General features: G+C 28.1%; 22 protein-coding genes, 2 pseudogenes and 1 riboswitch. Of the genes and pseudogenes, 22 read left to right on the plus strand and 2 right to left on the minus strand.

The features are described 5' to 3' along the window. Positions 1-172 precede the first annotated feature (172 nt). The 12 genes from J2Z24_RS19225 to guaA all read left to right on the plus strand — a co-directional run bounded on the left by J2Z24_RS19225 (position 173) and on the right by guaA (position 13169). A complete protein-coding gene (locus J2Z24_RS19225) occupies positions 173-694 on the plus strand; it encodes a prepilin-type N-terminal cleavage/methylation domain-containing protein (protein ID WP_338078429.1) in 522 nt (173 codons plus the stop codon). Between the two features lie 133 nt (positions 695-827). Further along, a complete protein-coding gene (locus J2Z24_RS19230; protein ID WP_051593089.1) occupies positions 828-1484 on the plus strand; it encodes a type II secretion system protein in 657 nt (218 codons plus the stop codon). 110 nt (positions 1485-1594) lie between these two features. Next, entirely contained in the window at positions 1595-2026 is a 432-nt protein-coding gene (locus J2Z24_RS19235) for a type IV pilus modification PilV family protein (protein ID WP_035144506.1), read from the plus strand. A gap of 12 nt (positions 2027-2038) precedes the next feature. Continuing rightward, positions 2039-2464, plus strand: coding sequence for a hypothetical protein (locus J2Z24_RS19240; RefSeq protein ID WP_035144505.1), 426 nt, complete (start codon positions 2039-2041; stop codon positions 2462-2464). A 61-nt stretch (positions 2465-2525) separates the two neighbouring features. After that, on the plus strand, positions 2526-3797 hold the full coding sequence (locus tag J2Z24_RS19245; protein WP_035144504.1) for a PilW family protein: 1272 nt from the start codon (positions 2526-2528) through the stop codon (positions 3795-3797). Between the two features lie 29 nt (positions 3798-3826). Beyond that, complete coding sequence (locus J2Z24_RS19250; protein WP_035144503.1) at positions 3827-5500, plus strand: GspE/PulE family protein; 1674 nt, start codon at positions 3827-3829, stop codon at positions 5498-5500. A 12-nt stretch (positions 5501-5512) separates the two neighbouring features. After that, entirely contained in the window at positions 5513-6703 is a 1191-nt protein-coding gene (locus J2Z24_RS19255; RefSeq protein WP_035144502.1) for a type II secretion system F family protein, read from the plus strand. A gap of 25 nt (positions 6704-6728) precedes the next feature. Further along, positions 6729-8159 carry a type IV pilus biogenesis protein PilM gene (locus tag J2Z24_RS19260; protein WP_035144501.1) on the plus strand — a complete coding sequence of 477 codons (1431 nt, stop codon included), beginning with the start codon at positions 6729-6731 and terminating at the stop codon, positions 8157-8159. Between the two features lie 48 nt (positions 8160-8207). After that, positions 8208-9107: a hypothetical protein gene (locus tag J2Z24_RS19265; RefSeq protein WP_035144500.1), complete on the plus strand. Its 900-nt coding sequence runs from the start codon at positions 8208-8210 to the stop codon at positions 9105-9107. A 1-nt stretch (position 9108) separates the two neighbouring features. Beyond that, a complete protein-coding gene (locus J2Z24_RS19270) occupies positions 9109-9885 on the plus strand; it encodes a prepilin peptidase (RefSeq protein WP_051593088.1) in 777 nt (258 codons plus the stop codon). A 67-nt stretch (positions 9886-9952) separates the two neighbouring features. Continuing rightward, positions 9953-10050: riboswitch (purine riboswitch) on the plus strand. Positions 10051-10168: 118 nt separating this feature from the next. Continuing rightward, positions 10169-11623: an IMP dehydrogenase gene (gene guaB / locus J2Z24_RS19275; RefSeq protein ID WP_035144499.1), complete on the plus strand. Its 1455-nt coding sequence runs from the start codon at positions 10169-10171 to the stop codon at positions 11621-11623. 13 nt (positions 11624-11636) lie between these two features. Then, a complete protein-coding gene (guaA, locus tag J2Z24_RS19280) occupies positions 11637-13169 on the plus strand; it encodes a glutamine-hydrolyzing GMP synthase (protein WP_035144496.1) in 1533 nt (510 codons plus the stop codon). 75 nt (positions 13170-13244) lie between these two features. On the opposite strand, the pseudogene J2Z24_RS19285 reads toward guaA, so the two are convergent. After that, positions 13245-13550: pseudogene (locus J2Z24_RS19285) on the minus strand (tyrosine-type recombinase/integrase); the annotation flags it as partial. Between the two features lie 125 nt (positions 13551-13675). Here J2Z24_RS19285 and J2Z24_RS19290 point away from each other — a divergent pair. From J2Z24_RS19290 to J2Z24_RS21965, 7 genes and pseudogenes are all read left to right on the plus strand, one after another. After that, entirely contained in the window at positions 13676-13978 is a 303-nt protein-coding gene (locus tag J2Z24_RS19290) for a hypothetical protein (protein ID WP_035144494.1), read from the plus strand. Positions 13979-14573: 595 nt separating this feature from the next. Then, positions 14574-15206: a hypothetical protein gene (locus J2Z24_RS19295; RefSeq protein ID WP_035144491.1), complete on the plus strand. Its 633-nt coding sequence runs from the start codon at positions 14574-14576 to the stop codon at positions 15204-15206. Between the two features lie 581 nt (positions 15207-15787). Then, complete coding sequence (locus tag J2Z24_RS19300) at positions 15788-16507, plus strand: class I SAM-dependent methyltransferase (protein ID WP_035144490.1); 720 nt, start codon at positions 15788-15790, stop codon at positions 16505-16507. 49 nt (positions 16508-16556) lie between these two features. Continuing rightward, positions 16557-16781, plus strand: coding sequence for a hemolysin XhlA family protein (locus J2Z24_RS19305; protein WP_035144488.1), 225 nt, complete (start codon positions 16557-16559; stop codon positions 16779-16781). A 19-nt stretch (positions 16782-16800) separates the two neighbouring features. Next, positions 16801-17085, plus strand: coding sequence for a phage holin family protein (locus tag J2Z24_RS19310; protein WP_035144531.1), 285 nt, complete (start codon positions 16801-16803; stop codon positions 17083-17085). Continuing rightward, complete coding sequence (locus tag J2Z24_RS21500) at positions 17066-17881, plus strand: peptidoglycan recognition protein family protein (RefSeq protein WP_085058957.1); 816 nt, start codon at positions 17066-17068, stop codon at positions 17879-17881. The genes J2Z24_RS19310 and J2Z24_RS21500 overlap by 20 nt, the downstream gene beginning before the upstream one ends. Positions 17882-17890: 9 nt before the next feature. Further along, positions 17891-17971 (plus strand): annotated as a pseudogene (locus J2Z24_RS21965) (SPOR domain-containing protein); the annotation flags it as partial. 1151 nt (positions 17972-19122) lie between these two features. Here the strand turns inward: J2Z24_RS21965 and J2Z24_RS21505 are convergent. Beyond that, positions 19123-19845: a transposase gene (locus tag J2Z24_RS21505; RefSeq protein ID WP_241392984.1), complete on the minus strand. Its 723-nt coding sequence runs from the start codon at positions 19843-19845 to the stop codon at positions 19123-19125. Positions 19846-20081: 236 nt separating this feature from the next. Between J2Z24_RS21505 and J2Z24_RS19330 the strand changes: the two genes are divergently transcribed. From J2Z24_RS19330 to J2Z24_RS19340, 3 genes are all read left to right on the plus strand, one after another. Next, a complete protein-coding gene (locus J2Z24_RS19330; protein WP_035144486.1) occupies positions 20082-20855 on the plus strand; it encodes a hypothetical protein in 774 nt (257 codons plus the stop codon). Beyond that, a complete protein-coding gene (locus J2Z24_RS19335) occupies positions 20845-21222 on the plus strand; it encodes a hypothetical protein (protein WP_156950174.1) in 378 nt (125 codons plus the stop codon). The genes J2Z24_RS19330 and J2Z24_RS19335 overlap by 11 nt, the downstream gene beginning before the upstream one ends. A gap of 442 nt (positions 21223-21664) precedes the next feature. Continuing rightward, complete coding sequence (locus tag J2Z24_RS19340) at positions 21665-22279, plus strand: DUF4352 domain-containing protein (protein WP_035144483.1); 615 nt, start codon at positions 21665-21667, stop codon at positions 22277-22279. Positions 22280-22460: the final 181 nt, after the last annotated feature.

The following is a 22460-nucleotide window of genomic DNA, read 5'->3' on the forward strand; positions in this document are numbered from 1 at the left end:
CGTATTTTGTATGTATTAAATTAAAGGTCTATATTCATAATTTTTTTATGAATATAGAGCTTTTTATTATATTTATATGCATATAATGTAAACATAGATTTATTATGCTATGCGTAGGGGATACTACGATGCATCATAATAAATGATTATATTTATGAAGGGATGGGGTTTAATGAAAAAAGTAAAAAAAGGCTTTACATTGGTAGAACTCTTAGTGGTAATAGCAATTATAGCTATCTTAGCTGCAATAATTGCACCAAATGCATTCAAGGCTATAGAGAAGAGTAAAGTAGCTACAGCAGAGTCAGACTATAAGGCAATAAAGACAGCAGCATTGAGTTACTATTCGGATACAGGGGAGTGGCCTAAAAATGATGACGAAAAAAACGGAGAAGATCCAGGATTTGTAACTAATCCAGGAGAAGGTTTAGGGAAAGTATGGAATGGCCCATATCTAGAAAAATGGCCTACCAAAAATCCTTGGGGAGGAATGTATATTTTTTGTAAGAATAAAGATTTTGAATTAGATGATGGGGATAAAGAAGTCAAGTATATAAAGTTAACACAGGTTCCTGAATCGGCAAGGGATAGACTAGAAGCTGACTTGGATGGTGACAGCTCAGGAAGAAAAGGTGTGGTTAGATACAACGATAAAGATGATAAAAATATATACTTAATAATCTCTGAGCAGTGATAATTTAACAGCATCAGAGTAGTTGGTGATCTAATATTTTTAGATGACAGATAACAGAGAATAATTTTATTTATACTCTGTTATCTGTACTCTAAAAAGTGTGGCATACTTTTTTCAAAATGGGGGAGTAAATATGATAGAAAAAATAAAAAGAGGTTTTACTTTAGTAGAGCTTTTAGTAGTAATAGCAATTATTGCTATATTAGCAGCTATAATTGCACCTAATGCGTTTAAAGCTATAGAAAAATCTAAAGTTAGTAGAACTTTAAGTGATATGAAATCTTTTAAAACGGCGGCACTTCAGTTTTATGCAGATGTAGGTTTTTTCCCAGCAGATGTGTCAAATGGAATAGATCCTGGTCTTGGCAGTAATTCTGTATATGATATCCCTGAAACAGGTTACAATTTTGGAACAAGTGTATATGATAAAAATTATATTCAAATTGTGAAGGAAAGATGGAAAGGTCCATATTTAGACTTTCCTTTAAGTAAAAAGACAGCCTGGGGTGGGGAATATGATTATGATTGTTGGGTTAAAGGAGTAACAGTAAAATTTCCTTATGACGAGTATATAAATGGACAGGGAAATAATAAAGGAAAAACCCATTATGGTATATATATAACTATACATGGAGTACCAGAAAATTCAGCTAAAAGAATAGCTAATGAAAGTCCTTTTGAAGTTGTTCCAACAAATACAGGAGACAAATATGGTAAGGATGATATTGATATATATAAAAATAAGGGCTTATATAAAGTAGTATTAAAAATAGCGGATTCACCCTATTAAAATAAATAATTTAAAATCATAAGAATGATACTTGAATATAAACAATGTGTAATATATGGTATAATAACTTATAATGTATTTATAGGTAAATATTATAAAGGGATGATAGCATGTTCAAATTTAAAGCTTATAAAAAGGGGTTTACTTTAACAGAAGTAATAATAGCCATGGTATTAATTTTAAGTACTGTGGCTATTTCTTCTAAGGTAGCATTTTCAGCATTAAAAGTAGGAAATACTAATAAACAAGAATTAGAGGGAACTATTATAGCACAAAATTATTTAGAGAAAATAAGAGCAGCTAGGGATAATAAAATTATCACTAATAATAGTACACTAGATGAATATATTAAAAGTTTAGGTTTTAACAAAGAGGAGAATTACAGAAAAGAAGATATAAAAGATGGCATAGAATACAAGGTAGCTTTGTCAACAGACAATATAGAGAAGACTGATGTTGGGAATTTACTTCAACTAATAGTAGAGGTAAAACCACAGGATAGTAATAGTATTAAAATAGGCACGAGAATATTTTTTAAGTAGGTGTTTTATGCAATGAAGTTTAGAAGTTTTAAGAAAAGAGCCTCGGCTCTTCCAATAGCTATAATTTCGGGAATACTTTTAGTATCTTTTAGTGGAATACTGTTAACCACATTAAATAATGAAATCAAAATAAATACAGCTTCAAAAGAAAAAGTGATTGCTAAAAACTTAGCTGAAGCAGCTATTGATGAGGGTATATATAACTATAATTTAATTTTGTCTACAGAAAAAGAAGTTAAAGATTTTAAATCTAATAACAAAATTTATATAAAAGGGGTAGGAAATTATAATTTTATATATAAAACACCTGCAAAAAAAGAAGATAAAGTAGGAAAGTTTATTGGACAAGGAATAACTAATAAGGGAAGTAAGTATACAATATCAGTTAAGATAGATACAAAGAATGGAGACTTAATAGAGTGGAAAGAAGAAAAATAGGAACTCTTTTGCTGGTGCAATTGAAGTTCCTATCTTTATATATAGAATTAAGGAGGAGTTGATGAATTTGTATAGAATTAACAATATATGTTATTATAAGAAGGGATTTACTTTATTGGAATTAATAATTTCTTTAAGTATATTAAGTTTTGTAATTGGAACAGCATATATTCTTATAAATTCCTCTTCTAGATTAGTTAAAAGACAGGTTAGTAATACTAATTCTCAAGATGATATTAGAATGGCAGTAGAGTGGATTACAAAAGATATAAAAGAAGGAAAAGAAATAATTTGTAATAGTGGACAGGGAGATGAGCTTTACGTTGTAAAAAAGGAAAATAATAAAATAATTAAATATAAGAAAAAGGAAAGTGGAAAAATTAGTAATGAAAACATTTATAAAATTATAAGAGAAAGTGATAAGGATAAGTTTATTCTTGTAGAAAATATTTGCAAGGATGGATTTAGCATAGATAAGAAAGATAATTTATATAATGTTAGTTTAATAATAAAAGATAAGTTAAATAAAGATAGATATATGAAATTTAATGTAAGTAGTAGGATGAATTTAGCTATTGTGGATAAACCTGATGAAGGGGATAGTGATAATAAAGATCCTACCAAGCCTTATATTGATATAGACAATAATGGGAAATTTGATGGAGAGGATTATAATGTTGATTTTATAAATGGTATTTATCATTGGAAAGATGATAAAAAGTATGAAAAAGGAGTTTTAGTATTTCCATCAAATTTTATAGTAAATGGCACTACAATAATATGCAATTGTAGAGATGGGATTAGAATAGATGAAAATGTTATATTAGGAACTACAAATGAAGGAAAGATAAATCTTATAACAAAAAATTTGATTGCTAGAAAAGCAATTATAAATATTAATGGACATGGTAATAAAAATGAACAAATAAATATACAAACCACTGGAGTAATAAATGTACAATATGCTAAGTTGATTGCTTATGGACAGGGAAGCCATAAATCAAAAACATCTGTGAATATAAAATCACAAGGTAGCATTGATGGGAGCTATTGTGAGATAACATCCAATGGTGGAGGAGGAAGTTTTGGAAATGTTCAAATTTATTCTTCTAGCAGTATTATGCTAGGATACTCTAAAATACAATGTAGTTCTAATGGAAATGGAAAATCAGAAGTTGTTATAAATGCTAATGGAGCTATAAATTGTAGTTATTCAAATGTTATTGCAAATAAAAATGGAAATAGTAATTCTTATATAAAGATATCCTCTTTAGGAGGAACTAATGCAAGCTTCGCAACTAAGGAAGGAAACGGTATGATTATCATCAAATAACCTTTGAATATAGGAGGTATAGCTATAATATGGCTAAATTAAGAAAAAGATTAGGGGAAATATTAATAGATTATGGACTTATAACAGAAGACGTGCTAAAAAGAGCTTTAGATATTCAGAAGAAAACAGGTGAAAAACTAGGTGAATTACTTGTTACTAAAGGTTTTGCAACTAATGAACAAATAGTAGAAGCAGTAAGAAGGCAGTTAGGAATAGACTATATTAATTTAGATAATATAAATATAAAACAGGAAATAATAGATATAATATCAGAAACTATGGCAAGAAAACATGAAATTATACCCATAGATATAATAAATGGCAGATTATTAGTTGTTATGAGTGATCCACTGAATTATTTTGCTATTGAAGATATTAAAGTGGATACAGGTTATGAGGTGAAGGCAGCTATATCATTAAGATCAGAGATTCTTCAAAATATAGAAAAGTATTATGGAAAGAGCAAAGCTGAAAAAGCTGCTGAGAACTATGAGAAAGTTTATGGATATAGAAAGGTAATTAATGATAATGATGAATATATAAATGAAGAAGCTGCGCCTACAATTAAATTCATAAATAGCATAATAGATAATGCTATATTAAATAATGCTTCAGATATTCATCTGGAGCCAGAAGAAAAAGAAATGCGGGTTAGATATAGAATAGACGGTGTTTTAAGGGAAATAATGCGAGTAGATATTGGAATGTTGGAGGCAGTAGTAAGTAGAATAAAGATAATGGCAGAACTAAATATTGCAGAAAAAAGAGTTCCTCAAGATGGAAGAATTAATTTTAGATCCAAGCAAAAAAATATTGATTTAAGAATATCTATAGTTCCTACTATTTTAGGTGAAAAAGTAGTCATGAGAATCTTAGATAAAAGTAATTTTTCTCTAGAATTTGAGGAAATGGGACTAGGGGAAGCGGAACTAAGTAAGTTAAAAAATATAATAAAAAATCCTTATGGCATAATACTTGTATGTGGACCTACAGGAAGTGGTAAGACAACTACTCTTTACTCTATATTAAATATTTTAAATGACAATTCTAAAAATATAGTTACTATAGAAGATCCAGTGGAATACAGCTTGAAAGGAGTAAATCAAATGCAGGTAAATAACAAAATAGGATTTACTTTTGCAGTTGGGCTTAGAAGTATATTAAGACAAGATCCAGATATCATACTTGTAGGAGAAATAAGAGATAATGAAACAGCAGAAATATCTGTAAGGGCTGCTTTAACTGGTCATTTAGTATTATCTACAATACACACTAATAATGCTGTAGGAGCTATAACTAGACTATTAGACATGAAAATGGAATCATTTTTACTTTCATCTACTATTGTGGGGATAGTAGCTCAAAGATTAGTTAGAAAAATTTGCCCCAATTGTATTGAAGAATATTTAAGTAGTAAAGGAGAAATGAGACTATTAAAAATAGATGCACCGGTTAAATTAAAAAGAGGAAAAGGCTGCAGTATATGTAGTGGAACTGGGTATAAAGGAAGGATGGGAGTTTTTGAAATAATGGAAATCACTAAGGAGATTAAAGAATTAATTGACTGTGGTAAAAGTGAAAGAGTTATTGAAGAAGAAGCTAAGAAAAGCGGAAATGTGACTCTTGTAGATGCTTGTAGAAAAAAGGTTTTACAGGGAATAACTACTGTGGAAGAAATGATAAGAGTAAGCTACGGATATTAGAAGGGAAATAATATGACTAAATTTATTTATAAGGCTAGTGATAATAATCTTAATATAGTAAAAGGCTATATAGAAGAGGAGTATATGGAAGCTGCAGAAGAACAATTAAGAGGAAAAGATTTAAAAATTATATATATAAAGAAGAGTATGATATTTAATATGCCTAAGCTTGGTAAAACTACAATCAAAGATGAACTAATAAGTTCATTTTGTGGACAGATGGCAATTATAATAAATACAGGTGTTAGTATTTTAAAGGGACTAGAAATAGTTTCAGAACAGGATAAGAAGTTAAAAAAGGTTGCTGATGCTGTACTTATAGGAATAAGAAAAGGGGAAACATTAGGGCATTCCATGAGTAGTACAGGATTTTTTCCTAAATTACTAATTGATACTGTAAATTCAGGAGAATTAAGTGGTAATGTAGATGAAATATTATTTAACATGGAAAATTTTTATCAAAGGGAAGCAAATATGAAAAATAAAGTTAAGGGTGCCTTAATATATCCATGTATACTCTTAATATTAACTATAAGTATGATGTTATTTTTTAATTTTTTTATTTTTTCTAAAATAAGCTCCATATTTGAAGATATAAATAATTTACCATTTATCACAAAGCTGCTGTTAAAGACAATGAATTATACAAATAACAATTTTTTATTGTTAATCTTACAAATATTTATATTCATATTGGCGGTAAACTATATTAAAAATATTAATAAAGTAAAATTATATTTGGATAAAATAATATTAAAAGTTCCTATAATTGGTGAATTTAAAAGAAATATAATCACTAATAGATTTTCTAGAAGCATGTGGATTTTTATTAAATCAGCAGTTCCTATAATAAATGCTTTAGAAAATTTAGAGCTTATAGTGGACAATCTTTATATTTCTAAAAAAATAGAGAATGCAAAAAAAGAAATTGCTAATGGAGCTAGAATAGCAGATAGTTTTGAAGATAAAAAAGTATTTGATCCTATTACAATCCAAATGATGAGAATAGGAGAAGAAACAGGAAAACTTGAAAGTATGTTTTTAAAATTAACTAGCATATATGATAGAAAAGTAGAAAATAGTATGAATAAATTAATGTCTTTAGTAGAGCCAGCGTTTACGTTAATAATTGGATTTGTCGTTGGTGTTGTAATAATTGGAATAGCATTACCCATACTCCAAATGTCAAATAGTATAAAATAACATTACATATATGGAGGAGTTTAATTTGTTGATAAACAATAAAGTAGTATTTAGATTTAATGAAGATTCTATAGGTATTGTTTTTCTAGAGTATAGATTAGGTAAAATAAATATAAAAAAAGTTAAAACTATTACAACTGAGAATTTATTAAATGGTAATTTTTCAACGGAGGAAAATGTAGATTTTACTCGTATATATTTGAAGAAAAATAAAATGCTTGGAAAAAAAGCTATAGCTATATTATCAGTGGATGGAATAATAACCAGACTGGTACAAGTCCCATCTATGGGAAAAAAAGACCTTATGAGTTTCATTAGAAATAATATAAATGAATATTTTACAGTTAATATGGGTGAATATTATTATGATTACAAAATAGTTGAAATAGAAAAAGATAAGGGGAAAAAATTTAATGTATTACTGGTGGTTATACCAAAGATTAAATTAAAAGATGTATGTAACTTTTTACAAAGTTCAGGAGTAACAATAGAAAGAATAACAATATATCCAGATTGTATAGCAGACTTGTTTGAATATAGAGAAGAAGAGAATATAGCAATATTAGATTTTACAAGAAATAAAGCTATTGTGACAATATTAGAAGGAGATAAAATATTTCTCCATTCTAGTTCTCATATAGAATTACCTGAAGGCATTGACAAGGATTATGAAGAGCTACTAGATAATGTAGGATATTTTCTTAATTTTTATTCTTCAAGGCATTTTGGGGATAGAGTCCATAAGATTTATTTGCTAGGGGAAGAAGTAGAAGATGAAAAACTTAGCACTCTTATCAATGGTCAATTTGATATACCTGTAGAGAGAGGAATAAGATCTATTGTAAAAAAGATAGGTTATTCCAGTGATATTGATATAGATAAATTTGGAGATGTATTAGGATGTAATTTAAACCTAAAAGAAATATACAATAAGAATATAGATTTTAATAAAGTCATTAATGGACATTGGGAAAAGTTAGATAATAAACGGCTTTTAGCTTCTACTATATCAATATTAGTTTTAATAACAGTAGGATGGATATTATTTAGCAATTATTATATAAATATACAGCTAACAAAATATAATACTGAGAAGCTAGATAAACAGATAAAAAGATTAGAATTAGTAAATAAAGAATACCATACTCTGAAAAATAGAGAAAAAGAGTACAAAGAAAAAGAAAGAGTTGTTAATACTATAAAAGAAGATGAATTTAATTATATGTATTATCTTGAACAACTAAAAAAGGGATTGCCATCAAATATTTTAGTAAATAGTATATATGTAGATAAGGAGAAAATAGATTTAATAGTAAGTATTAATAATAGTACCTTGGACAAGGTAAAATTAGTTGTTGCAATAAATAATATGGGGATTTTTCAGCATATAGAGATAGATTCTATTAAACTTGATAATACAGAAACAGAAGGGAAATTTACTTTAAAAATAAAGTGAATTTCATAGGGTAAAGTGGAATAAAAATTCCTTAAAGGTGTGAACAGCATGAAAAAAGAAAAGAAATGGATAGTATTTTCTATAATAATAATTTTGTTAATTAATTATATGATATATATTAATTTTTTTCTTCCTAAATATAAAGAATTTAGTTCAAAAAAAGAAGAGTATATAGAAAAAGAAGAAAAAATAATAACACTAAGGGAAACTGAAAATAAAATATCAAAAATAAAAGCAGAAAACGAAAAATTACAAAAAGATATTCAAATATTGAATAAGGTAACATCAAATGAAATAGATACTCCTCAATTAATTTATGATTTTTATATATCTTGTATAAAGTATAGTATAAATGGGGAAGAAATGAAATTTGATTTAAATGATGACAAAGATAGTGAACATGACAAGAAAGACAATTCAAAAGATATTACACTAGATAAAAGTAACATAGAAAATAAAGATATTAGTTTAAATACAAAAAACTATTCTAAAGAGGAAAAATATATTTCTAATGGCATTGTTAGACTAAGTATTACTTTAAAAGTAAACGGAGATAAAAATAAAATTGAAAAATATATAAATAGCTTAAATCACATTACAAAAAGAAAGCTTAATGTAAAAAGTATAAAACTTTCTTCAAAAATGGATATAACTGAAGAAGAAAAAATTAGTGAAAAAGAAATAGCAAGTAATAGCTATATAAATGATAGTGAAAGCTTAGATGTTAATAATATTCATAATGTAAAAGATAATGAAGTAATTGATAAAGAAGAAAATAATTCTATATTAGTAAAGGATGACGATATATCTGCAGAAATAGTATTTTATCAATATATAAAAGTAAATGAAGAGAATTATGATGCCATTAGAAATTATGATTTTTACAATAAAAAAATAGGATTTAAATCTATAGCAGACATGTTTGGAAGTAAGAAAAGGAGCCGATAGTATGATTAATTATTTAATTTTATTTTATATAATTTCTTTTTTAATAGGAACTATAATAGGGAGCTTTTTAAATGTATGCATTTATAGAATATCTAAAGAGCAAAGTATAGCATATCCTCCTTCACATTGTCCAAGCTGTAATTCAAGATTAAAAGTCTTTGAATTAGTACCTATATTAAGTTACTTATTATTAAAAGGTAAATGCAGATATTGTAATGATAAAATATCTTTTAAGTATCCAATAATTGAATTTTTTACAGGGATAATATTTTTATCATTAGCTATGAAATATGGAATATCAGTAAACTTTTTTAAATACTCAGTTTTATTATCAATATTAGTTGTTATCAGTTTTATTGATATTGAAACTATGAATATATACTTTAGTGTTACATTAACGGGAATTGTATTTGGAGTAATTTTTTTAATTATACAGGGAAGCTTGGAAAATTACACTATTAAAGATTATAGTTATTATTTATTTGGAGCTATAATTCCTTCCGCTATTATAGCTTTAATAATATTGATAACAAAAGGTATGGGATGGGGTGATGTAGAAATTTGTTTTATTTCAGGAATATTTCTAGGAGTAAAGCTATCTATGGTTATGATATTGGCGTCTTTTATATTAGGATCAATAATTTCTATAATTCTTATTTCATTTAAAGTTAAAGGAAGAAAAGATTATATAGCTTTTGGGCCTTTTATTGCACTTGGAACTTTATTTGCAATATTTTTAGGAGATAGAATTATATTATGGTATTTAAGTTTAATATAAAAAATTAAAAAATTTATATATTATAATTGACAAAATGCAAAAATACAAATAAAATAGTGTAAACAAGTTAAAAAACATATAATTTACTCATATATCCCCTGAATATGGCAGGAAGTATCTACCAGGAGCCGTAAATTCCTGACTATGAGTGAAATTTAAGCTTGTCAGGATTAGACATGCTAATTTCACTTATAGAAAAGAGAAATTAGCATGATTTTTTGATATATAGGTAAATATAAAGATAGTATTTATATAGAAAATTATTATAAAGGAGTGTAATATAATGGCGATTATATTAAAACAAGGATATACTTTTGATGATGTGTTACTAGTTCCCAACAAATCAGAGGTTTTGCCTAAAGATGTTACATTAACTACAAATCTTACTAAGACAATAAAATTAAACATGCCACTAATGAGTGCAGGAATGGACACAGTTACAGAATCTAAAATGGCTATTGCTATAGCGAGAGAAGGCGGAATAGGAATCATTCATAAAAACATGTCTATAGAACAACAAGCAGTAGAAGTTGATAGAGTAAAAAGACAAGAAAATGGAGTAATTACAGATCCTTTCTTTTTATCCCCAGAAAATAGTATACAAGATGCATTAAACTTAATGAGTAAATATAGAATTTCAGGTATTCCTATAACAGTTGATAGTAAGCTTGTAGGAATAATTACTAATAGAGATATAGTTTTTGAAACAGATTATTCTAAAAATATTTCTGAAGTTATGACAAAGGAAAACTTAATTACAGCTCCAGAAAATACTACAATAGAAGAAGCTAAGCATATATTAATGAAGCATAAAATAGAAAAACTTCCTTTAGTGGATAAAGATTACAATTTAAGAGGACTTATTACTATAAAGGATATAGAAAAAGTAAAAAGATTTCCTAATAGTGCTAAAGATGAAAAAGGAAGACTTCTTTGTGGAGCTGCAGTAGGAGTAACTAAAGATATGTTAGAAAGAGTAGAAGCATTAGTTAAAGCTAATGTAGATGTAATTACTATAGATACTGCTCATGGACATTCACAAGGAGTGTTAGATGGGGTTAAACTTATAAAAGAAAAATATCCTAATCTTCAAATAATTGCAGGAAATGTTGCTACATCTGAAGCTACAAGAGACTTAATACTTGCAGGAGCAGATTGTGTGAAAGTAGGAATAGGACCAGGATCTATTTGTACAACTAGAGTAGTTGCAGGAGTTGGAGTACCTCAATTAACTGCTGTTATGGATTGTGTAGAAGAAGCTAACAAATATGGAGTTCCAATTATAGCAGATGGTGGACTTAAATATTCAGGAGACATAGTAAAGGCATTAGCTGCAGGAGCTAAAGTTTGTATGATGGGATCAATGTTTGCAGGATGCGAGGAAGCTCCAGGCGAAACAGAAATATATCAAGGAAGAAGCTACAAAGTATATAGAGGTATGGGATCATTAGCAGCTATGGCTTGTGGTAGTAAAGATAGATATTTCCAAGAAGATAATAAAAAACTAGTTCCAGAAGGAGTAGAAGGTAGAGTTCCATTTAAAGGACCTATATCAGATACAATATATCAATTAATAGGCGGAATTCGTTCTGGTATGGGATATTTAGGAGCCAAGACTTTAAATGATTTATATGAAAATGCAAGATTTATGGTTCAAACTTCAGCTGGACTTAGAGAAAGTCATCCTCATGATATATCAATAACTAAAGAAGCACCAAACTATAGTGTAAATCAATAATTTGGAGGTAATTATGGAAAGAGAATTAGTTCTTGTAGTTGACTTTGGTGGTCAGTATAATCAGCTTATAGCTAGACGTGTTAGAGAAAATAATGTGTATTGTGAAATAATTCCATACAACTATACAATAGAGAAAATAAAAGAAAAAAATCCTAAGGGAATAATTTTTACAGGTGGACCTAATAGTGTTTATGGAGATGATACTCCAAAAGTAGATAAAGAAATATTTAATTTAGGAATCCCTGTACTTGGTATATGTTATGGACAGCAGTTGACTTCATATACTTTAGGTGGAAAAGTTCAAAGCGCAGAAATCAGAGAATATGGAAAAACTGATGTTAAACTAGATAAGACTTGTCTTTTATTTAATGAAATTGAAGAAAGTGAAGTATGCTGGATGAGTCACACAGACTTTGTATCAGAAGCTCCAGAAGGTTTTAAAATAGTAGGAACAACTTCTCAATGTCCAGTAGCAGCTATGGCTAATGAAGAAAAGAAAATATACGGAGTACAGTTCCATCCAGAAGTAGAGCATACTCCTTTTGGTAAAAAGATGTTATCCAATTTCTTATTTAAGGTATGCGGATTAAAAGGAGATTGGTCAATGACTTCCTTTGCGGAAGAAAAAATAGCAAAAATAAAAGAATTAGTAGGAGATAAGAAAGTAATCTGTGCACTTTCAGGTGGAGTAGATTCATCTGTTGCAGCTGTACTTGTACACAAAGCAATTGGAAAACAGTTAACTTGCATATTTGTTGATCATGGTTTACTTAGAAAAGATGAAGGAGACCAAGTAGAAAAGATATTTAAACAACAATTTGACATGAATTTAATAAGAGTAAATGCTCAAGAAAGATTTCTAGGTAAATTAAAAGGAGTATCTGATCCTGAAAGAAAGAGAAAAATTATAGGTGAAGAATTTATAAGAGTATTTGAAGAAGAAGCTAATAAACTAGGTGAAATAGATTTCTTAGTTCAAGGAACTATATATGCAGATGTAGTTGAAAGTGGAACTAATACTTCAGCTACTATAAAGAGTCACCATAATGTAGGAGGACTTCCAGAAGATCTACAATTTAAGCTTATAGAGCCTTTAAGAGAGTTATTTAAAGATGAAGTTAGAGCAGTTGGTGAAGAACTTGGAATACCTCATAAATTAGTATGGCGACAGCCTTTCCCAGGACCAGGTCTTGCTATAAGAGTTCTAGGAGAAATTACAGAAGAAAAACTAGCAATAGTAAGAGAAGCAGATGCTATATTCAGGGAAGAAATAGCTAATGCAGGACTTGAAGGAAAAGTATGGCAGTACTTTGCTTGTCTTCCAAACATTCAATCTGTAGGAGTTATGGGAGATGAAAGAACATATTGTCACACAATAGCACTAAGAGCAGTAACATCTTCTGACGGAATGACTTCAGATTGGGCAAGAATACCTTATGAAGTATTAGATAAAGTTTCAAGAAGAATTGTAAATGAAGTTAAACTAGTTAACAGAATTGTTTATGACGTAACTTCAAAACCACCAGCAACTATTGAGTGGGAATAGAAGATAAAATTTATATAAAGCTTTGTAAATCAATAGGTTTGAAATTTATAAGTTCAAAAACGTACTAAAAACGTACTAATATAAATCATTAAGTTTATTTGCAACAACATCACCTTTATTAGGATATAGATGAGAGTATGTATCAAGAGTGGTTTGCACTTTCTCATGTCCTAGTCTTTCAGAAATTAAAAGTGGAGTAAAACCAAGTTCGATTAATAGGGAAGCGTGAGAGTGCCTTAAATCATGTATTCGGATTTGTTTTACTTCACTTTTCTTATATACTCTTTGCATTTCATGTTTTAGAAAAAATTTTGTAAAGTTAAAAATGCTATCAGTTTCTTCATGATCATATAGCTTATCTTTGTATTCTTTTATATCTTCACTTTAAAAATGCTTCTATTATTGTAGGCAGCCTTACTTTAACGAATATAAGAATTAAATATACAACTCATATAGGTAACAGATTACGAAATATAAATGTAGAACTAGATAGAGCACTGGATGTTATGGACAAACTTTTTCAGTTTGTCAGTAAGAGAAAATATTTAATATCTGATGTAATTACTAAAAAAGGTATCTCAGCAATTTCAAAAGACACCTTCCTTACACTGGCTACAAAGATAGGTCAGATTTCGGAAGGAGGGGAAGATTGTACGGAAGGAAAAACTCTAATAGATACGGCCATAATTAAAAATAGTGTTCCTGCAAGTTCTAATGATGCATTCCCAGTTCTAGCTAACAAAATAGGACAGATAGACACAACGTGCCCTCCATGCTCACCTGCGGGAAATTTTGTACTTTATAGATAGCTACCAGTTAACAGCTTTTAATGTTTATGAGGTAATTGAATGAAGGGGGGGAAGTTTAATAATTTATGATTTATTAACAAATTTAATTAATGATAACTACTATGAAAAAGATGAAATGACTAATAAGATAAATGTATTTTATACTTTTGATCAAATTATTATAGAGCAACAGAGCTTATGGCTAAGATTAATCCAGCTACAAAAGAAGATGTGAAAGATACTGCAGAAGAAGTTGTTACACAATAGTAAAAAATATATTCCGAGAGGATAGTTAATAAAGGATTAAATCCTAAAACTAATAAGGTATATGTGCTTGATGATGTAATTAATACAGATTACAGAAATGCTATAGAAGATTACATACTTAAAAACCATCAGAAGTATAAATATAAAACAATACAATTAGTACAATATTATAACTATTATGTAATTTATATACAAATACGTATTTTATCATACAACTAGTTTAAATATGATTAACTCTAATATAGTTGAAATTAATAGTTAATTGATAATAGATGTACATTTGAAAAAAATGATAACTAATATATCATTTTAAGTAAATAAATTACAATTGTACAAGGGGGAAAAGAGTATGAAGATTTTAAAGAAAGTATTTATTTCATTGTTCTCATTAGTATTGTTTTGTGGTATATCTGTAACTGTACATGCTGCAAGTCCACGTGTATCTGCAACAGCATATGTGCAAGATGATAATGCTAGTATTGTTCTTGAGATGAAATCAAAGGATGGTAAAAAGCATAATTATAGTATGTATGCAACATATTATAATAAGAAGGGAAAAAGTATAAAACAAGAAAAATCTGTAGATGAATATGAATATAGAACAATGGAAAAAAAAGTTGAGTGGAGAGATGTAAGAGATTGGGAAGAAGTAAAAGTAATGATGTTTTGTGACGGAGAATTTGTACGTGACATGTCATTAAAAAAAGTTGTATATGATGAGAATGGTATATATGCAATGTGTTTTGTAGGGGAAGGTAGACAGATTATTGCTAGAATAGATTTTAAAGATGGTAAAAAACATGATTACAGAGTTGATTTAACATGTTATGATAAAAATAATAATGTTGTAGAAACTAATAGAGAAAAGGATACAACTTATGGAGACGCAGAGATAGGTTGGTTAATATTACCAGAATGGCATGCTGCAGATGTAACTTTCTTCTTAGATGGTAGAAGAATAAATCTTGGATTAACTAGGTAGTTAAAGAGCATCTATGACTGATAGAACTTGTCATAGATGCTTTTGTAACATGATTAATAGTTTTAAACTTTTAACATTTAGTTATTTCACAATAAGAAAACTTTACGACAAAAGTCAAAGTAAGGACTATTAATATGTAGTCTTTTTTTATTGTAAAAAATAAGAGTAATCCCTGCGTGGACAATTACTCTTATTTAACAAGCTCAGGAAGGTATACACAAATAGCTTAAGCAAATTTAAATTTTTATACTTGAAGGTGTAAGATGGATAAGCAAAATATATTTTAAATTTATGCTAATGCTTGTGGTGATAAAATATAAAATAATAAATAAATATTTTGTATAAATTTATTTCAGAAATTTAAGGCATATATCGTTAAAATTGTTTTATAGTACCTTTAAAGAAGAACTATCTGTATACGTATAGTTGGTATAATAGTATATATAGAATATATTATAATTAAAATTACAGCGCTTTAAGAGTGTTTTAAACACTGACATATATTTTAATTAAATTTAGAAAAATGGAATATATTCATGAAAATGATATAATTTACTAGAGAAGGTATGGAGGTGTTAGTAATGTTAGAGGAAATTAAAATAAATTCAGAAATTGTTAAAACAGAAAACGATGTGCTTATTATGTTAGATAAATTATTAGGAAAAGTAGATAGTGAATGGTGGAATAAATTTTATTCTAATAAGGAGAAACAAGTTCCATTCTTTAAAAATATCCCTGACGAAAACCTTATTTCATATTTTGATAGGGGATTATTGACACGAGGAAAGGCACTTGATATAGGATGTGGAAATGGTAGAAACTCTCTTTATCTTGCAGAAAAAGGATTTGAAGTTTGTGGAATAGATTTTTCAAGAACATCTATTGAGTGGGGAAGTGAACTAACAAAAGAAGATTCAAGAAGAATAACTTTTTTATGTAAATCTATATTTGATTTTGAGAGTGAACCGGAAAGCTTTGATTTTATCTATGATGCTGGTTGTTTTCATCATATTAAGCCACATAGAAGGAACCAATATTTAAATATTATTTTAAAATATTTAAAGCCAACTGGATATTTTGCAATGAATTGTTTTAACTTAAATGGAGGCGCAAACATATCTGATTATGATGTATATAGGGATTATTTAATGCATGGAGGTCTTGGATTTACAGAGCATAAATTAAAGACAATTTTAGAATCTTTTTTTGAAATAATTGAATTTAGGGAAATGAAGGAGTCTTCTAATGAAAATATATTTGGTAAATCATTTCTTTGGACAATCCTAATGAAGAAAAAATAAAATATGAACATTTTAAGTAGATTCTAATTTTTTATGCAGGAGGTGCGAGATGGATGTAAATATACAACAGGAAATTTTAGAAAGAATAGTAAGAATTGAAACTAAGATAGATGGCTACAACAGTACAAGAGAAAAAGCTGACTGTGCTTATACAAAAGCGTGTCAGAACGAAAAAGACATAGCTGAAATAGAGGATAATATGAAATGGCTCTGGCGAACAATCGCTGGAGCTATTATTTTGGGCATCTTAGGAGTAGTTATTAAATTTCAATAGGGAGGAATTTATTATGGAAATAAATATTATGGATTATATTGTGGAACAGGCACTAATACTTATACCAGTTTTATATGTGCTAGGAGTAATGTTAAAAAGTACACAGAAAATTAAAGATTGGTGTATTCCATGGATACTTTTAATTTGTGGTGTAGGAGCTTCTATAGCACTAATGGGATTTAACATAAATTCTATTATACAGGGGGTTCTTGTAACTGGCGCAACAGTATATACTAATCAGTTAATCAAACAGACAACAATAAAATCAAAAGAAGGTGAAAACATTGAATATAAGGAGCACTAATTTAAATTTTAGAAACTTATCTTACTGTAACAATCCAAAATCAATAGTCCTTCATCATGCAGAGGCTTCAAACTGTACTATAGAAGATATACACGATTGGCATTTGAATAACGGATGGTCAGGATGCGGTTATCACTATTTTGTTATAAAAAATGCTTCTATTTATAAAGGCAGACCAGATAATGCTATTGGTGCCCATGTAACTGGATTTAATAAAAATAGTTTAGGAATATGTGCAGAAGGTTCTTATATGGCAGAAATAATGCCAGAAATGCAAAAAAAGGCTATTATAGAGCTATGCAAATATTTATGTGATAAATATAAAATTAGTAAGATATATGGTCATAGGGAAGTAGGAAGCTCTAATTGTCCAGGAGAAAAATATCCACTAGAAGAAATCAGAAAAGCAGTTTTATCAAAGGAAACTGCTTCAATTAATAGCTTTATTACTATAGACGGTGGTGGATATGCAGCTTATAAAGGCGGTTCTCCTGGCTTAAATCTAATTATTAAAGATTATTCCAGTGATGTAGTAAGGATTTTTGCAACTGTAGATGATGATTCCAATGCTTCTTGGGCATTTGATGTAAATCCTCCAAATGACAATTATATTAAATTAAATAAGAGTTGTAACAAAATAATTAATAAAAGAAACGGTGGTAATTTGTTTTCACAAGGAGCAAATTACAAAATAAAAGCTAAAGGATACAATAAAAATGGACAAATTGTTGTAGAAAATGAAATAGTTCTAAAAGCCCCTGTAATAAAAGAAGAAAATGTATTACATAGAGTATAAGTAGGAGCATTTAAAAATAGAGCTAACGCAGAAGCTCTATTAAAAGAATTAAAAAATAAAGGCTTTGAAGGGTTTATAAAAGAAGAGTAATTTTTAAGGTAACTGAGGAATATCCTTAGTTACCTCTTTTTTTATTTCAAAATAACAGTACTGATAAAATCGAAGTAATTTCAATGCAAACATCCACTGTTATAAAAGATTTTCTTAAGTGGATAATCTTTTCTTAACCTTGCGCTGAATGGTTTTATTTATTGTTACTAATATAACAATAAATTTAAATCAGTAATAATTTTACAAAGCATATAGTTACATATTTATCCATTAAATTAATTATATGGTTATATTTTATATTTAACTATTGAATATATTTAAATATATGGTATAATTTATATTAAATTATTGATTTTTATTTAATTGTATTAATTATTATAATTAAATAAAATATAAAATATTTTAAAATTAATACTAACAAATATTATTATATAGAGATGAGCATAATTGATGAAAAATTAAATGATTAAAGTAAAATAGTTCTAAAATTTATTAAGCGGAGCTTGTTAAGCTGAATTTGAGCTAGGAATTAATAATAAAAAACCAAAAAAGGGCAGACTACTCCCGTAGATAAATTTAATGTTAAAAAATGTATTTTAATTAAGCTGTTCTTTTTAATCCCGATAGGGATTTGGATTTATCTACACAATCAGATTTTATTGCAGCTAAAGTAACGGTTAAAAGGCAAATGTGTCCAAATAGTATTTAGATTAGTAACAGAGTTAATGTTTCTAACATAAGCTTGTTCAGTATTAAGATTTTTCCATCTAGAATTGTATCTTTCAGATTCAGTTCTTAGACTATATGTTTTCTTAAAAAATATAGAATCACGATTTATAGAAGCTCTATAATCAGTGCCAATGCTTATGTATTTTACACACCCTCTGTTTTTTTTTACCATTAAAGTACTTTTCATGTTTACATGGACACAAAGAAGCATCTTTTGATTTTCTATAAGGGCAACAAAATTTTTGCTTAATATAAGAATTAAAATACTGTTTACCATCTTTGTGCATGGCTAAACCGCCATCGCATATAACATTGCCTTTGGAAGTTACTTTATTTTTCTTAGTTCCTCGTTTATTTAAAGCAATGAAGGCAAGACCTTTAAGGGTATTGCGAATAAAATCATGATTTTGCTTTGAATCATAGCCTTTATCAGCAATAATGTAACTGCCTTTGAGTGAAAATCATTCATTTGTAGCAGTAAGAATTTCTATAAGGTTAGAAATTTCATTGATATCGGCAGTTGTAGAAAATTCAGCAATAGGAAGACCTGATATAGCATCACAAATAACATGATTTTTATACCCCCAATAAAATTCATATTTTTTCTTTGATTTATTGGGTTTATCTTCTGAAACTTGAACATTCATAGAGTTATTAGCAGTATGAACTCCTAGTTTACAATCTTTATCAGAAGATGGAGGATTTTTTTTAGAAAATTTGTTATTTGAAAAACATTTAGGATTATTAAATTTAGTATTAGCTTTAACAGGAGTGGCATCGACTGATATAAAATTGTTGTCAATAAACCCTAACTCTTTAAGAACGTTAACTTGGTTTTTCATGATTTCTTTAAGATAAGAGTTAGATAAATTTTTAATAAATCTTTGAAAAACCCAGTATGAAGGTAAAGGCTTTAAAATCTCCAAACCGCAAAGCTGCGCTATAATTAAATTATTTTCTAAAAAATCTTTAAGCTCAGTAATTTGAGCAAACTTCTCACATTTCATAACAATAAAGGCTCTGAAAAGAGCATGTCGTGAAAAGCCCGTAGGGCCGTATTTAGAAGGAATCCTATCGGGTAATGAAGATAAATTAAGGTTATCAAAAATTTTTGTATAAAAATTGATAAGCTTTTGAGAAGTAAAAAGTTCAATTATGTTAAAGATTTCTTGACGTTGGTACATAGAGATTTCCTCCTTATTGTTTTTATATTATGTGTAATAATATAGTATAATTCGACAAAAATGTGAAGAAATCCTATGATATATATTTGAGTGATTAAAAAAAGTTAGCCCTGATGGGCTAGTAATATCAAGGCCTTAGAGTTATGCTCAAGGCTATATTATTATATAAAGAGGCGGTGATAAGTAATTAACAAATTAATTTACAATATATAATAATTAAAATGGGGGGAATTAAAATGAACAAAAAACAAATTATTGCATTGACAACATGCATGTGCATTTCTTTGAATACTTCTGTTTTTGCAAAAGGTATTCAGGAAAAAAAAGTAATGGCTCAAAAATATCAGGTGGGCATAGAAAACACTGATGATGAAAAACAATTAGTTAAAATGGAAAATTTAGTTTTAACTGAAAACTATTCAAAAGTTAAAATCACTGACTTAAAGGCGAATGAAACTGAATGGATTGAAGAATATGTGAACAAAGATTTTGATGGAAATGTCTCGAAAAAAATAGTAATTACTGACGAAAATGGAGACAAAACTTTCGTTGAAAATAAAAACAATAATATTGTGATAAGTAAAAATAACATTATATTACATGAAATCCCATTAGAAAATCTTGAGGACCCAAATAACTATAATTCAAAATTACATAGTTATAGATCATATGGTTCTTGGCAAGGGCCTTTAATTACAAGAACACATCAAGCTATTGGGGTAGGTTGGACAGCAGGAACACTTACAAGTATTTTTGTAGCTATAGCGTTTCCAGCAGCTACTATAGGAACAATTGTAGCAACTTCAGCTCTAAGTAGCACTATAAGCACAATAATTGCAGAACAAATTTCTGATGTATGGATTGAATTGCGTACTTATACAAGGGTTGATCAAGCAAATTCTAAATATGAATCAAAGAGAACATGCTATTCTTACAGAGTTAGTAACTATACGGACCTTATAGGAATTGCCGGGCCAATAACTTGGGAATATGATTATAGTGGACTATAAAGTTGAAATGAGTAAAAATATAAAACTGTGGTTAGCAGAAACTTTAATTAGTTTGATTTTGTATTTACTAATGTTTAATTCTTTCATAGAAAATAATAATTTTTTAACTATTATTTATATAATTTTAATTTCTGTTACAATATTTATTTTCTATATTCTAAGGAAAAAGTATGTGGTAGTTAATGAATCTACAAAGCTTGGTAAGTCTGATATTAAAATTATTCCTGCCCTAGGAATGATATTTTGTGTTGTTGTTGCATCTTATGCTAGATATAAAATTATTGAAAAGAATTTTTTTTATATAGTATTTTGTATAATTTCTGTTGTTTATATAATTTTGATGTATAAAAATATTGCAAAATCATAAATAATGAAGAATGCAGTTTCTTTGTATTATAGAACATTTCTATATATTTAAAAACTGTGTTCTTTGTTTTTATAAGTTTAAATTTCATATCTACCATAAGCTATGAGATAGCATAAGAGAAGTTCTGTACTACCTTTATGAGTTGTTAATTACTGGAGGGCAAATGTGATAATGGTATAAAATATAAGTTTTCATTGTATGTTGAGACGCATACTCTTAGAAGATGAAGCAGATACAATAGAAGAAGCCTGGGCTTCTTCTATTGTATAAATAAAAGCAACATCATTATCAAAGTCACTCCAATGAACACATCAATTCTTATGTAAGATTTTCGCAAGATCATCACCTCATAATAACCATACCCATAGGTGCAAGTAATATTAACCTAACTTTATAAAATACACTATATATTGCTATAATTTAAATTAAAGGGAGGGTTGTAATGAACAAAAAACAAACAATAATTACTGCTGTAGCAATTGTATTAGCATTTATAGTTGGATATTTTGTAGGGGATGCTTCAGCTATAAATAGAGTGAATAAGCAGATTAGTTCTATGGGCAAAATCGAAACTAATGCAAGCAATATTAAAGAAGAACCTGCTAAGGAAGAAGTTAAAGAGGAAATTAAAACTGTTAAATTAAATGAACAATCAGTAGCAGGGAATTTGGGGATAAAGGTACTAGAAGCTAAAGAAAGCACTGCAATTAGTAATGAAGCTGGAAAGTCAACACCAAGTGGTAAATTTATCGTAATAAAATTGGAAATTAAAAATAACGGGAAAGAGCCAACTGAATACAATACTAATGATTTTAAACTAAAAAACAAAGATATATTATATCAAGTCGATGATAATTCATTTGGAGCGCTAGGCGATTTAAATAGCCAAGAAACAATATATAATGAAAATAAAAAATTTATTGGGGCATATGATAAATTTAACGCTGGTATAACTAAAAATACATATATTGTATTTGATATTCCCAAAGAGGCTAAATTAGCTGATTTGAAATTACTAGTAAAACAAAATAAATCAATAGAATTTAGTCTTAAGTAAACAAAAATAAGCCCTGGTTAACTCGAGGCCACTGAAAAAGCTATGCTTTTTCTCTTGATATCGAATTAAGCAGATAAATGAGCACCAAGTATTCTATAATTTCTAAGAATACTTCGTGCTCATATCTTTTTATGGTTCAAATTTTATAGTTTTAGAGATTATTACTCCGTCAGGAGTTTGA

This window comes from Clostridium tetanomorphum, assembly GCF_017873215.1.
Taxonomy (GTDB): Bacteria; Bacillota; Clostridia; order Clostridiales; family Clostridiaceae; genus Clostridium_AO; species Clostridium_AO tetanomorphum.

What these genes read in the sequence shown, in the direction of transcription:
- J2Z24_RS19270 (WP_051593088.1), top strand. Translation starts at nt 9,109, where the DNA reads ATGATTAATTATTTAATTTTATTTTATATAATTTCTTTTTTAATAGGA.
- guaA (WP_035144496.1), top strand. Translation starts at nt 11,637, where the DNA reads ATGGAAAGAGAATTAGTTCTTGTAGTTGACTTTGGTGGTCAGTATAAT.
- J2Z24_RS19225 (WP_338078429.1), top strand. Translation starts at nt 173, where the DNA reads ATGAAAAAAGTAAAAAAAGGCTTTACATTGGTAGAACTCTTAGTGGTA.
- J2Z24_RS19230 (WP_051593089.1), top strand. Translation starts at nt 828, where the DNA reads ATGATAGAAAAAATAAAAAGAGGTTTTACTTTAGTAGAGCTTTTAGTA.
- J2Z24_RS19265 (WP_035144500.1), top strand. Translation starts at nt 8,208, where the DNA reads ATGAAAAAAGAAAAGAAATGGATAGTATTTTCTATAATAATAATTTTG.
- J2Z24_RS19300 (WP_035144490.1), top strand. Translation starts at nt 15,788, where the DNA reads ATGTTAGAGGAAATTAAAATAAATTCAGAAATTGTTAAAACAGAAAAC.
- J2Z24_RS19295 (WP_035144491.1), top strand. Translation starts at nt 14,574, where the DNA reads ATGAAGATTTTAAAGAAAGTATTTATTTCATTGTTCTCATTAGTATTG.
- J2Z24_RS19255 (WP_035144502.1), top strand. Translation starts at nt 5,513, where the DNA reads ATGACTAAATTTATTTATAAGGCTAGTGATAATAATCTTAATATAGTA.
- J2Z24_RS19245 (WP_035144504.1), top strand. Translation starts at nt 2,526, where the DNA reads ATGAATTTGTATAGAATTAACAATATATGTTATTATAAGAAGGGATTT.
- J2Z24_RS19250 (WP_035144503.1), top strand. Translation starts at nt 3,827, where the DNA reads ATGGCTAAATTAAGAAAAAGATTAGGGGAAATATTAATAGATTATGGA.
- J2Z24_RS19330 (WP_035144486.1), top strand. Translation starts at nt 20,082, where the DNA reads ATGAACAAAAAACAAATTATTGCATTGACAACATGCATGTGCATTTCT.
- J2Z24_RS21505 (WP_241392984.1), bottom strand. Translation starts at nt 19,845, where the DNA reads ATGTACCAACGTCAAGAAATCTTTAACATAATTGAACTTTTTACTTCT.
- guaB (WP_035144499.1), top strand. Translation starts at nt 10,169, where the DNA reads ATGGCGATTATATTAAAACAAGGATATACTTTTGATGATGTGTTACTA.
- J2Z24_RS19340 (WP_035144483.1), top strand. Translation starts at nt 21,665, where the DNA reads ATGAACAAAAAACAAACAATAATTACTGCTGTAGCAATTGTATTAGCA.
- J2Z24_RS19240 (WP_035144505.1), top strand. Translation starts at nt 2,039, where the DNA reads ATGAAGTTTAGAAGTTTTAAGAAAAGAGCCTCGGCTCTTCCAATAGCT.
- J2Z24_RS19305 (WP_035144488.1), top strand. Translation starts at nt 16,557, where the DNA reads ATGGATGTAAATATACAACAGGAAATTTTAGAAAGAATAGTAAGAATT.
- J2Z24_RS19235 (WP_035144506.1), top strand. Translation starts at nt 1,595, where the DNA reads ATGTTCAAATTTAAAGCTTATAAAAAGGGGTTTACTTTAACAGAAGTA.
- J2Z24_RS19290 (WP_035144494.1), top strand. Translation starts at nt 13,676, where the DNA reads ATGGACAAACTTTTTCAGTTTGTCAGTAAGAGAAAATATTTAATATCT.